Genomic DNA, 11789 nt, shown 5'->3' with positions numbered 1-11789 from the left:
TCTGCGTTAAGGGAAAAAGAGCAGTGATCTAAAAATGCGACTCAGGGCGCGTTAAGGCTATGTTTCGAACGTTTAAAAGATGTTATGAAAGTAAAAAAAAGATAATTTGTCTGAAAAATTATGGGGATAGGCATGGGCGGCGCGGAAGGGGCGGCAGAAGCCGCCCGATAAATCAGTGAAGCTGGTTATTATTCTCAAGGGAGTGGCTGCGAATACCGGCGATATCGACAGCGTCAAACACGTAGTTTGAGCCGCAATAGTCGCAGTGCATGTCGATTTTGCCATCTTCCGCGATGATCTCATCTACCTCTTCCTGCGGCAGCGTGGTCAGTACTTCGCCACAGCGCTCACGCGAGCAGGTGCATTTGTAGATCACTGGCTGCGGATCGTAGAGAGTGACCTCTTCCTGATGGTAGAGACGCCACAGCGCTTCATTCGCAGGCAGATCGATCAGCTCTTCCGTTTTAATGGTTTCGGTCAGCGTTGCCAGATGGTCGAAAACCTCTTTCTCCGTATCCTGCGCCGGCATCACCTGCAGCAGAATACCCGCGGCGCCTTTGTCGCTGGTGCGGATAAACAGCCGCGTTGGCAGCTGCTCTGAGCGCATGAAGTAATCTTCCAGGCACTCCGCCAGAGTTTCACCTTCCAGTCCCACCACTCCCTGATAACGTTCGCCCTTTTCAGGGGAAATGGTGATCACCAGATAGCCATTGCCCACCATGCTTTTCAGGGTACTGTCGTCCGGGATGTCGCCTTTAATACGCGCTACGCCGCGCAGTTCCTGGTTGTTGTTGCCGTTGATCACCGCCAGCGACAGCGGGCCGTCACCCTGCAATTGCACGGTGATTTCGCCATCAAACTTCAGCGTGGCAGTCAGCAGGCTGGTGGCGACCAGCATCTCACCCAGCAGCGTTTTAACCGGTGCCGGATAGTCATGGTTCTTTACGGTTTCACGCCAGGTGTCAGAGACGTTCACCAGCTCGCCGCGCACGGCGGCATTTTCAAACAGATAACGGTGCAGTTGATCCTGGGCTGACATATTTTTTCTCTCACTGGTACGGGGCGATGGCGCGTCAGCTAAGACGACGTTATTCATCGCCCGATAATTTAAACTTCATCAAATCGCGACGCTCTTTTTTGTCAGGTCGCCGATCGGGATGGGGCATAGTCAGCGCATTCATTTTGCGCGCCTGCGCCATTTTTTCGCGTTTTTCAATGCTGGCATCGGTTTCGCGATAGAGCTGCTGGGCCTCGCTGGCGGGACGGCGCTGAGCGCTGATGTCCGCCACCACTACGGTGCGTTCATCGTTGCCCTGACGCAGTGTCAGTTCCGCATTCAGCTCTACCACCTTGCCGGGTTTGCTGCGCTGGCCGTTGTAATGCACTTTGCCGCCTTCAATCATCTCCCGCGCAATCGCCCGGGTTTTGTAAAAGCGCGCGGCCCACAGCCACTTGTCGAGGCGTACCTCTTCGCTGCTTTTCTCTTTCTTCATTGCTGCTCCTGACTCAGATCAGCGTCCGGTAATCGCCGGTGGCGCGATGACGCTGAAAGATTTGCTCAGGACGACCCGAATCGGGGTTCTTTACGCCTAAGCACTCGCCGATGCCCCATGACGCCGCAGCATCCAGAATCACTTCGCTATCATCGATAAACAGCGTGCGCGGCGCAGAAAAGCCGGTGTGCTGTTGTACCGCCTGCCATAAACGTTGGTCTTCTTTCGGATACCCAAAGGTATGGGTGGAAAGTAATAAATCAAGGTGCGGCGCTAAACCTGTCTGCGCCAGTTTGACGTCCAGATTGTAAGGATGCGCGTTGGTCAGCAGGATAGTGGACTTGCCGGCACGGCGCAGAGCCTGCAAAAAAGGCAGCGTATCGTCACGCAGCGCAATCCGGCTGCGCATCGCCCAGGTCATGGCACGGATGTCCAGCGCCAGCGCTTCTGCCCAGTAATCCAGACAATACCAGTTTAGCGTATGGGCAACGGCCTGATACTTTTCTGCGATGATTGCTTCGGCTTCCGCCCGGGTAATGCCGCGTTGCTGACTGAGTTGTTCAGGCACATGCTCCAGCCAGAAGTGGCGATCAAACGCCAAATCCAGCAGCGTGCCATCCATGTCGAGCAGCACGGTATCAATCTCAGACCAGTTGAGCATGCGGATGTTTTACCCTGTAAAAAAACCGGGCGACAGGGTAGCACAGAAGGGCAGGGCTCAGAATATCGGGCGCACGCTCTGCAAAGTGCCGAGGTTATGATTGAAGCACTTGTCGTAATAGTGCTGGATATCGATCATGCGCTGGCGATTAAGGTGCATACGGCGCAGCGCCAGTAACCCATTGATCACACCGCAGGTTAACAGCACCAGCAGCAGCAATACGGTGCCGAGATAGCGCCACTGCGCCATGGCATCCGGTTCATTGTGCAGCACGATGTGACGCGTGCCGTTGGCATCCGTTGAAATGCTGGTGATGATGCCGCTGGCGCTGAAAGGCGTATGCAGCAGCATGGCGGAGATACGTTGCAGTTCACGCCACTGAGAGGGCGGATCGAGATCAAACAGCGACACGGTTGGCTGAGGCTGATTCACCAGCTGGCGGCCCTCGTCGCTGACGATCAGAAAACCCCCCTGGCGGCGGGCTGTTAAGATTTTCTGCTGCACGACGGGTTTCGCGGAAAAAGAAGGTCGAGGTGGCGGTATTGACCAGGTTTTCCAGGGCTTCAGCACTGACCGGCCGCAGCAGCACATTCATGCCGTTTAGCTGGCCGGAATCTGCGCGACGCATCAGCGCTTCCCAGTCTTTGGCATTGCCCAGGTTCACCAGCGCATTTTTCAGGCGCATACAATCCTGTGGCTGATTACAGAGATCCTGCGTTTTCATCACCAGATCGGAGAAGTCATCCAGCAGGATCATGCCGGACTTCTGAATCGCGGAGGCCAGCTGCGGATTCAGTTTAGGATCGGTATTGGTTTCCGGATGCAGCTGCTTTGTGGTGGTCTCCAGCAGAGCAGCGGCTTTATCAATAATGTCCGATTGTGGCTGCGGCAACGGCGTGGCGTTATTCCAGTAGACCGCCGAGCAGTCGAACGGCATGAAGGCGTAACTTCGGTTGCTCTGATAGTTGTCCGGCACCGAACACATGCCGGTACCGCTCACTTTGAGGTTGTCGCCAATATTCAGGGGCACGCTGCTGAGTTTATCGACGCTGCTGACCTCCAGGCTGTCGGTGCCCCTGGCCCAGGCCAGACTGAGCTTGATCGGCATGCCGAGCGGGATCCAGGTGACCAGCATGGTCAGCACCATCAGTGAACCACAGGCCAGCACCACGTTTTTCCGCCAGCGCTGAATAGGGAAGTTTTTGACTTCATCCTGCAGCGACAGGAAGCGACCCTGACGCACCACCTGACGGTTAAGGTAGATCTCCACATCCGTCACCTGTCCGAGATCGTGCGCGACATAAGGCTGCCAGTGTGGTGGATAGGCGAGGTCAATAATCCCCAGTGTGATATTGCTCTGCTCCTGGTTCGATTCGCTGAACAGGCCCCAGCGCTTTGGCGCGCCGCGCAGGCAGTGTATGTCACGCAGGCCGCGCTCACCCGGAATGCGGTAGAGCAGCCACAGGCTGGCGGCAATCATGACTGCACCCGTCAGCACCAGCCAGATCATCAGCGTTGCGGGGACTAACAGGCTGAAGAAGAAGAGTAAGAAGGCAAGAGAGATGATCACCGCTTCACGCGTGCCATCTGGCCGCGACAGACGATACTCTTCCGGCGTCTCTTTGCGCACCTGCAGCAGTTCGACGTTTTCCGTTTCCGCTTTGCGGATAGAGGCGTTGGTCGACACCGGACGCATCAGCGTCGGCAGCGATTGCTGATCCACGGCGTAATCCACCAGCGAGTGGCCGTTCAGCGAGATCACCAGCGGAATAGATTGGGTGCGGATTAACTCAACGTAGTTTTCGTCGGCGATGTACTGTTCCCACAGCGGCGGCAGATGAACTTCAACTTCATCAAGGTAGTAGCGCCATTTATGGGGATCGTCCGTTGAGAGTCCGTAGCGGGTAATCGCACGGGTAACGGGGTAGACATTGTTGCTTTGTGCCGTCAGCGTCAGTCGTTCGGACGCGCTGCGCTTATCGGTCGTCACCGTGGTACGGGGCTGCTTTTCCAGCGCGGCGACATACTTATCAACCGCCTCACGCTCCTGAGCAGAGAGTTTACGGCAGGGCGGACTGATAAATGGCAGAGGTTTCGCCAACGGCGGACGATGCCGCATAGCGTACCAGAACCCAATGCCTGCCAGGATTGAACAGGTCAGCACTATGGCCAGGATCATCAAGATTGTGCTCATGCTCTGCTCAATTCAGCCAAAATGCTGCCTTCACTTTAAACTTTCGCTTTCGGTTATGCTCACTATAAAAGAGGCATTCCGGAAGATTATATAACCCTGAGGAGTCAGACACCCGATGAAATAGTGCCAGCGTATATCTGATTAGCATTTGTTAAACCCTGCCTTGTCCGAATGGTAACCGGCTCAGACTGGATTAAATATCGGTATTATCTGAAACTTATCGCAGCATATTGACTAATGCAAATTTAGTCTTAACTGATAACCAAAGGCTGTTATTCAATCGATGTAATCTGTGTAACGATAACGTGATTGTCTGACTGTCGCACAATTGCCTGTGGTTAGGTATGCTAATTCGCTCCAGATAGCCGGCGCAAAATAATTTGAGGCTGATATGAAAATTCCAAAAAAACCTGACATCCTCAATATCACCGCCGTGGCACGTTCACGGTTATTCACCATTGAATCGGTCGATCTGACTTTCAGCAATGGTGCGCATCGCGTTTATGAGCGGATGAAGCCCTCAGAACGTGAAGCGGTGATGATTGTGCCGATTATTGATGACCATCTGATCCTGATTCAGGAGTATGCCGTCGGACTGGAAACCTATGAGCTTGGTTTCCCCAAGGGGCTGATCGATTCAGGTGAAACCGTGAATGAAGCGGCAGTTCGCGAACTGAAAGAAGAGGTCGGTTTTGGTGCTGACCAACTGACAACGCTGGGCAAACTCACCATGGCGCCCTCCTACTTTTCCAGCAAAATGAACATTGTGGTGGCGGAAGGTCTCTACGCTGAAAAGCTGGAAGGCGATGAGCCGGAGCCGCTGATTGTCCACCGCTGGCCGCTGAGCGATATGATGTCGCTGCTGGATGAGCCCGATTTCCGCGAGGCACGTAATGTCAGTGCGCTGTTTATGGCGCGCGAATGGCTGGTGAAGCAGGGGCGGCTGAGTTACTGAATATCATCTGTGACTGAATAAAAAAAGGCCGACTGACGTCGGCCTTTTTTTACAGTGCGGTTTCGTGGGTCACATCAGAACAGCTCGTGACTCTCACCGTTATCCATAATGGTGGTACCCACATCATGAACCGAATATTCGGTTGGCTGGGTGCCATTGATGAAGTACTCCTGACGGGTGTTACCCCCTCCATTTGCCAGCTTGCCGGTGCTGCGATCGATCGTCACCGTGACCACGCCATCCGGCGGCGTTAACGGCTGCACCGGTACACCATCCAGCGCACTCTTCATGTACTCATCCCATGCCGGTTGTGCGCTCTTCGCACCGCCTTCATAGCCCGAAATCTGATCGGGAATGGCGCCGGAGAGCGTGCTGCGGCCCAGATTGCGGCGCGCATCATCAAAGCCGATCCAGACTGAGGTGACCACGCCAGGGCCGTAACCCGAGAACCAGGCATCTTTCGAGCTGTTAGTGGTACCGGTTTTACCGCCGATATCATTACGCTTGAGGTCACGCCCGGCACGCCAGCCTGTTCCCATCCAGCCCGGTTCGCCAAAGATGTTACTGTTTAGCGCGCTCTTGATCAGGAAGGTGAGCGGGGTGTTGATCACGTGCGGCGCATATTGCTGCTCACCCTGTTGTGCCTGAGCGGGAACCTGCTCCAGTTCAGGCTGAGGAACGGCCTGATTCTGGTTGTTATTAGAGGCTGCAACGTTCTCGACGCTCTCTTCATTCAGGGCCAGCGCTTTTTTTGGTCTCGCCGTAGATCACCGGCAGATTGCACTGCGGGCAGGCGATCTTCGGTTTCTCTTCAAATACGAGGCCGCCCTGTTCGTTCTCAATCCGGGTGATGAAGTAAGGATCGACCAGGAAGCCGCCATTCGCCATCACGGAGTAGCCGCGCACCACCTGTAACGGGGTAAACGAGGCCGCACCTAATGCCAGCGATTCGGTGTGAACAATGTTCTGAGCCGGGAAACCAAAGCGCTGCAGATACTCAGCGGCGTAGTCCACGCCCATCGCACGCATCGCACGCACCATCACCACGTTTTTCGACTGGCCTAAACCCTGACGCAGACGAATCGGACCATCGTAAGTTGGCGGGGAGTTCTTGGGACGCCAGTCAGCACCCGCACCCGCATCCCAGCGTGAAATCGGCACATCGTTAAGGATTGAGGCGAGCGTCAGCCCGCGATCCATTGCGGCGGTATAGAGGAAAGGCTTGATGTTAGAGCCGACCTGACGCAGCGCCTGGGTCGCACGGTTAAACATGCTCTGGTTAAAGGCAAAGCCGCCTACCAGCGCGCGCACCGCACCATCATTCGGATCCAGCGAGACCAGCGCCGAGTTCACATCCGGCACCTGGCCCAGCCACCACTCATCACCCACTTTGCGCACCCAGATCTGCTGGCCGGCCTGCAATACCTGCGTCACGCTTTTCGGCGTCGGGCCCTGCACGGTGTCAGACTTATAAGGACGCGCCCAGCGCACACCGGCTAATGCCAGCGACACATTGCTGCCATCTTTCAGCATCACCGTCGCTTCATCGCTGCGCGCTTCGGTTACGACTGCCGGATTGAGCGGACCATAGACCGGCAGCGTCTTCAGCGCTTTCTCAATCTTCGTCTGATCCCAGGCCGGTTCACCCACTTTCCACAGCACGCTGGTCGGGCCGCGATAGCCATGACGCATATCGTAGGCCATGACGTTATTGCGAACGGAGGTCTGCGCGGCTTCCTGCAGGCGACGGGTCACGGTGGTGTAGACCTTGTAACCGTCGGTGTAGGCATTCTCACCGTAGCGTTTCACCATCTCCTGACGCACCATCTCGCTGAGATAGGGGGCAGAGAAAGCGATTTCCGGGCCGTGATACTTCGCGACCAGCGGCGTATTACGCGCCTCATCATACTGCTGCTGCGTGATGTAATGCTGATCCAGCATACGCGCCAGCACCACGTTGCGGCGCGACAGGGCACGACTCGGCGAGTAAAGCGGGTTAAAGGTGGAAGGGGCTTTCGGCAGACCGGCAATCATCGCCATCTCACTCAGCGACAGCTGGTCAACCGGCTTACCAAAATAGACCTGTGAGGCTGCGCCAACGCCATAAGCACGGTAGCCGAGGTAGATCTTATTCAGGTAGAGCTCAAGGATTTCATCTTTGTTCAGCAACTGCTCAATGCGGATCGCCAGGAACGCTTCCTTTATTTTACGCATCAGGGTGCGTTCCGGGCTCAGGAAGAAGTTACGGGCCAGCTGCTGAGTGATAGTACTGGCACCCTGCGAGGCGTGACCGGAGACCAGCGCAACGCTGGCCGCACGGAAAATACCCACCGGATCAACACCATGGTGCTCATAAAAACGGCTATCTTCGGTCGCAATAAACGCTTTCACCATCACAGGTGGCACTTGCTGCAGGGTCAAAGGAATACGGCGCATTTCGCCATACTGGGCGATCAGATCGCCATCGGCGCTGTAAACCTGCATAGGGGTTTGCAGACGCACATCTTTCAGCGTGTTTACGTCGGGCAGCTGTGGCTCTATGTATTTGTATAAACCATAAATCGAGCCAGCTCCCAACAGGATGCAACACACTGCAAGGATCAATAAATACTTTACGAACTTCACCTGGAATTTCCCATCTGTTGTCGTTTGAGCAGTTTATAAACAACCGCGCGGTAGTATAAAGGCAAGCCAGACGCTTTGATATGTCCATTTTCCCGGACGATAAGGAGATCGCGCGTATGGCTTTTCATACCTGGCAAATTGGGCTGGATATTCAGAATAGGCAGATTTGCGCCCTGGCCCTCCAGCCTCGTCGTGATGGCTGGCAGCTACGCCACTGGTGGCAGCAGCGGCTGCCGCAAGATACGTTAAGAAACGGCGTGCTGCAATCTTCGCCTGAATTACTGGCGGCCTTAACGACCTGGCGTCAGCGGTTACCACGCCGTTATTCGCTGCGGGTCGGATTGCCTGCCCAGCTGGTGCTGCAGCGCCAGCTCCCCCTTCCTGCGCAGTCGCTGAATGAGCCCGCGCTGGGGCACTACGTGCAGGCGGCCGCGCGCCGTCTCTTTCCGCTGGAGCCCGCTGCGCTGGCGCTGGATTACCGACCGGATGTGCAGAGCGGGCAGCTCTGCGTCACGGCAGCGCGGCTGGAGATTATCGACCAGTGGGCGGCACCCCTGTTGCAGGCGGGTTTAAAGCCGCAGGTGTTCGAATTAACCACTGAGGCGCTGAAGCGGTTAGCCCGGCAGGCAGCGCTGCAGGACGATGCGGTACTGGTTCTGCAGCAGGATAACCGCTGGCTCTGGAGCGATGCGCACACCGCTGCTGACACAGGCGAAGCCGCCACGCTGGAGGCACTGCAACGGCAGGCCTTTCCCGGGGCGCGTTCTGTCGCCTGGTGTACTGCAGAGCAGGCGCCGTTGCCTGCAGACGTTAGCGCGTTTTCCCCTTTTGATCTGTTTCGTTATAAGCAGCCACCTTTGCCGGAGAATCCGGGCGCTTTTGCGCTGGCGGCCGGGCTGGCGCTGCGCGACGGAGATGAGTGATGGTCGCGGTTAATCTGCTGCCCTGGCGGCAGCGCCGTCGGCAACAGCAGCGGCGACAGAGCCTGGTCGTGCTGTCACTGGCGACTGGCGCCCTGTTACTGGTGGTGATGCAGCAAACCTGGCGGATCCAGCAGACGCGTCAGCAGGTGGCACAGGCGAGCAGGACGCAGCAGCAGGCGCTGGAAAGCCTGGGGCAGCAGTTAGCGCAACAAAAGCAGTTACTGGAGCAGCTCGCGGTCGTGCAAAAACAGCAGGCGAAGCATCGCCAGCAGGCTGCACAACTGGCCGCCTGGCAGCAGTTCTGGCTCGATTTACCCGCGTTGCTGCCCGACACCGCCTGGCTGACCCGGCTGGAAAAGCGCGACAACCGTCTGACACTGGAGGGGCGGGCACAGGATATGGCGGCAGTCCGACAGTTCCGCCAGCAATTAACCACTGTGGCCCTGTTTGGTCTGGTGAAGCAGGGCGGGGTTAAGCGTCAGGCTGATGGCCATTATCGGTTTTCACTGCGGGCAGAGATGCAGGAGGTGAACAGTGAGTGAATGGTGGGAGCGCTGGTGGCAGATGGCCGCTATTGCGCGCTATGGCTTGCTCGCCGCACTCTTATCCGGTCTGCTGCTGCTCTCCTGGATCCTGTGGTTACGGCCACAGCAGCAGGCGCTCATTGCTGAACAGCAGACGCTGTTGCAGTTGACCCGCACTCTGCAGCTGCGCCAGCACCAGTGGCGTCAGAACCCCGATAATGCACAGTTGCAGGCGCAGCTGCAGTCGATACAGATCGCGAGATCAGCATCTGCATCGGGCCGTGCAGTGGAAGAGATCCTGGCGGCACGCCGTAGCCAGCTGGAAGAGTGGCAGCCGGACGCCCCCCTCACGCATGCTGACGCTGCATCTGCAGTGGCCGGCGTTCCAGTCGCTTTTTGCCGAGCTGGCCCAGGCCTCCGCACCGTTTCCGGTGCATTTCCAGCTGCTGGCGCAGCCGCAGTACCTGGTGGCTCAACTCTGGCTGGAACCTGACGATGCGCCATAGTCTGCTGATTTTACTGTTGTGCTGTGGCGGCGTGCTGGCGCGCGATCCGTTCCGGCCTGTAGCCGGTTCCGTCTGTGAGGCGACAGTGGAACCGCTCACCGGCTGGCGTCTGCAGGGGATCATTGGCCGGGAGGCGCATTTCCATGCCTGGCTGCTGACCCCGCAGGGAGAGAGTATTACGGCCCGCACCGGCAAGCCATTTCCATTCGCACCCTGGCAACTGGCGGGTATGACCCGCCGCAGCCTCACCTTAGCGGTGCCGAATAGCTGCAACGCACAACAGGCCGCATTTTATTTAAAAGGACGTTCGCATGATAAGGATAACCACTCTGCTGCTACTAAGCTGCCTGCTGCCGGTTTACGCCGTTGATGAGGAGCCTCTCAGCCTGACTTTTGATAACGCCCCGGTAGAGCGTATTTTGCAGGCGCTGGCTGACTATCAGCAGATCAATCTGATGATTGCGCCAGAGGTTGAAGGTTCGTTATCGCTGCGGCTGGATAACCTGCCCTGGCATCAGGCGCTCAACCTGGTGGCGCGCATGGCAAAGCTGACGCTGGTTGAACAGAATAATGTCCTGCTGGTCTATCCGGAAAGCTGGCAGCAGGCTCAGCAGCAGGCACGTGAGGCTGAGCAGCAGTCGCAGTTGCAGCAGGTTCCTTTGCAACAGCGCGCTGTGATATTGCGTTATGCCAGCGCCAGCGAGGTGTATGCCAGCCTGCTGAGTGAGCGTCAGTCGCTGATGACGCCGCGCGGTAGCGTGACGGTCGACAAACGCACCAACGCATTGTTACTGCGCGATAGTGCGGCGGCTTTAAAAGAGACGGAGCGCTGGATACGGGCGCTGGATCTGCCACTGGAACAGATTGAACTGTCAGCCCACATCGTCACTATCAGCGAGGAGCATCTGCAGGAGCTGGGCGTGAAGTGGGGATTGCAGGCGGGGGGACGCCGCCGTAACTGATATCCTGCATCATCCGCGGCTGGATGTTCCGCTGGCGGTGAGTTCACCCGGCATCAGCGTGGGTATGGCGCTGGCGCGCATTGGAGGGCAGCTTCTGGATCTGGAGTTAAGTGCGCTGGAGCAGGAGAACCAGATTGAAATTATCGCCAGTCCGCGCCTCTTTACCTCACATCAGCAGACCGCTTCGATTAAGCAGGGCACAGAAATTCCTTATGAAGTGTCGGCAGGAAACAGCGGGGCCACCAGTATTGAGTTTAAAGAAGCGGTACTGGGTATGGAGGTGACACCGACGATTTCCGGCAATGGCCGCATCCAGCTGAAGATCCATATCAGTCAGAATATGCCGGGTCGCAGCATCAGAACCGGCGATAGCGACATATTATCCATCGATAAACAGGAAATTGAGACTCAGGTCACGGTCAGTGACGGGCAAACACTGGCGTTAGGCGGTATCTTTCAGCAGCAGCGCACCCGCGGACAGAATCAGGTGCCGCTACTGGGAAATGTGCCGCTGATTGGCGGGTTGTTTCGCCAGCAATCTGATCAGCGCAAAAAAAGAGAGCTGGTGATCTTCATTACGCCGCGATTGGTCAGGGAAGCAGCGCTTACGGCTGGATAAAACGGAAAATGCGTCCCTTAAGGCCATCTGCGTTGACGCAGGAGAGGAATTAGCTTACAAGGTTTAGCGATTTTCAATACGGTGTAACCGTCTATGCTGGGTAAATCCCGGCAAACAGATCAGAAAACTCCTCTGTACGCAGCGTTGTAAAGACGCAGCGCTGGCGCGTTACAGTTTCGCGAACACAGGCCAATTCAGAAATGGATGTGCTGAAGGCAATATAATCGGTTGCCAAACAGCCTTGAGTGTTGAGATAATTTTTCATCTGACTCTTGCTAACGCTCATGAGGTCTCAGTTCCTGTCCCGCCAGCAAATGCTGAACGCGG

General features: G+C 56.5%; 9 protein-coding genes and 3 pseudogenes. 6 read left to right on the top strand and 6 right to left on the bottom strand.

From position 1 onward, the window contains the following. Positions 1-172: 172 nt before the first annotated feature. The 4 genes and pseudogenes from hslO to JNO11_RS17585 all read right to left on the bottom strand — a co-directional run bounded on the left by hslO (position 173) and on the right by JNO11_RS17585 (position 4348). Positions 173-1039, bottom strand: a complete 867-nt coding sequence (gene hslO / locus JNO11_RS17600) for an Hsp33 family molecular chaperone HslO (RefSeq protein ID WP_010671560.1) — start codon at positions 1037-1039, stop codon at positions 173-175. 49 nt (positions 1040-1088) lie between these two features. After that, positions 1089-1493, bottom strand: a complete 405-nt coding sequence (gene hslR, locus JNO11_RS17595; protein WP_010253159.1) for a ribosome-associated heat shock protein Hsp15 — start codon at positions 1491-1493, stop codon at positions 1089-1091. Positions 1494-1506: 13 nt separating this feature from the next. Further along, positions 1507-2154: a GMP/IMP nucleotidase gene (gene yrfG / locus JNO11_RS17590; RefSeq protein WP_022624036.1), complete on the bottom strand. Its 648-nt coding sequence runs from the start codon at positions 2152-2154 to the stop codon at positions 1507-1509. A gap of 57 nt (positions 2155-2211) precedes the next feature. Then, positions 2212-4348, bottom strand: a pseudogene (locus JNO11_RS17585) (intracellular growth attenuator family protein). 391 nt (positions 4349-4739) lie between these two features. On the opposite strand from JNO11_RS17585, the gene nudE reads away from it, so the two are divergent. Next, complete coding sequence (nudE, locus tag JNO11_RS17580) at positions 4740-5303, top strand: ADP compounds hydrolase NudE (protein WP_010253151.1); 564 nt, start codon at positions 4740-4742, stop codon at positions 5301-5303. A gap of 74 nt (positions 5304-5377) precedes the next feature. On the opposite strand, the pseudogene mrcA reads toward nudE, so the two are convergent. Next, a pseudogene (gene mrcA, locus JNO11_RS17575) lies at positions 5378-7928 on the bottom strand (peptidoglycan glycosyltransferase/peptidoglycan DD-transpeptidase MrcA). Between the two features lie 116 nt (positions 7929-8044). Here mrcA and pilM point away from each other — a divergent pair. The 5 genes and pseudogenes from pilM to hofQ all read left to right on the top strand — a co-directional run bounded on the left by pilM (position 8045) and on the right by hofQ (position 11462). Next, a complete protein-coding gene (gene pilM, locus JNO11_RS17570) occupies positions 8045-8851 on the top strand; it encodes a pilus assembly protein PilM (protein ID WP_033759101.1) in 807 nt (268 codons plus the stop codon). Next, complete coding sequence (locus tag JNO11_RS17565) at positions 8851-9393, top strand: PilN domain-containing protein (RefSeq protein ID WP_031292127.1); 543 nt, start codon at positions 8851-8853, stop codon at positions 9391-9393. The genes pilM and JNO11_RS17565 overlap by 1 nt, the downstream gene beginning before the upstream one ends. Then, positions 9386-9868: a hypothetical protein gene (locus JNO11_RS17560; RefSeq protein ID WP_325177538.1), complete on the top strand. Its 483-nt coding sequence runs from the start codon at positions 9386-9388 to the stop codon at positions 9866-9868. The genes JNO11_RS17565 and JNO11_RS17560 overlap by 8 nt, the downstream gene beginning before the upstream one ends. A gap of 2 nt (positions 9869-9870) precedes the next feature. Continuing rightward, positions 9871-10251 carry a DUF2531 domain-containing protein gene (locus tag JNO11_RS17555; RefSeq protein WP_325177537.1) on the top strand — a complete coding sequence of 127 codons (381 nt, stop codon included), beginning with the start codon at positions 9871-9873 and terminating at the stop codon, positions 10249-10251. Beyond that, positions 10193-11462: pseudogene (gene hofQ / locus JNO11_RS17550) on the top strand (DNA uptake porin HofQ). Before JNO11_RS17555 ends, hofQ begins: the two are co-directional and overlap by 59 nt. Before the next feature lie 91 nt (positions 11463-11553). Here hofQ and JNO11_RS17545 read toward each other — a convergent pair. Further along, positions 11554-11727, bottom strand: coding sequence for a hypothetical protein (locus tag JNO11_RS17545; protein WP_223265993.1), 174 nt, complete (start codon positions 11725-11727; stop codon positions 11554-11556). Positions 11728-11789 lie beyond the last annotated feature (62 nt).

Origin of the sequence: Pantoea sp. 1B4, assembly GCF_016925765.1 — a bacterium.
Taxonomy (GTDB): Bacteria; Pseudomonadota; Gammaproteobacteria; order Enterobacterales; family Enterobacteriaceae; genus Pantoea; species Pantoea agglomerans.
This window is presented reverse-complemented; position numbering and strand designations above follow the sequence as displayed.

Excerpts from the sequence above, each read along its gene's own strand:
- hslO (WP_010671560.1), bottom strand. The coding sequence starts at position 1,039 with ATGTCAGCCCAGGATCAACTGCACCGTTATCTGTTTGAAAATGCCGCC.
- hslR (WP_010253159.1), bottom strand. The coding sequence starts at position 1,493 with ATGAAGAAAGAGAAAAGCAGCGAAGAGGTACGCCTCGACAAGTGGCTG.
- yrfG (WP_022624036.1), bottom strand. The coding sequence starts at position 2,154 with ATGCTCAACTGGTCTGAGATTGATACCGTGCTGCTCGACATGGATGGC.
- nudE (WP_010253151.1), top strand. The coding sequence starts at position 4,740 with ATGAAAATTCCAAAAAAACCTGACATCCTCAATATCACCGCCGTGGCA.
- pilM (WP_033759101.1), top strand. The coding sequence starts at position 8,045 with ATGGCTTTTCATACCTGGCAAATTGGGCTGGATATTCAGAATAGGCAG.
- JNO11_RS17565 (WP_031292127.1), top strand. The coding sequence starts at position 8,851 with ATGGTCGCGGTTAATCTGCTGCCCTGGCGGCAGCGCCGTCGGCAACAG.
- JNO11_RS17555 (WP_325177537.1), top strand. The coding sequence starts at position 9,871 with ATGCGCCATAGTCTGCTGATTTTACTGTTGTGCTGTGGCGGCGTGCTG.
- JNO11_RS17545 (WP_223265993.1), bottom strand. The coding sequence starts at position 11,727 with ATGAAAAATTATCTCAACACTCAAGGCTGTTTGGCAACCGATTATATT.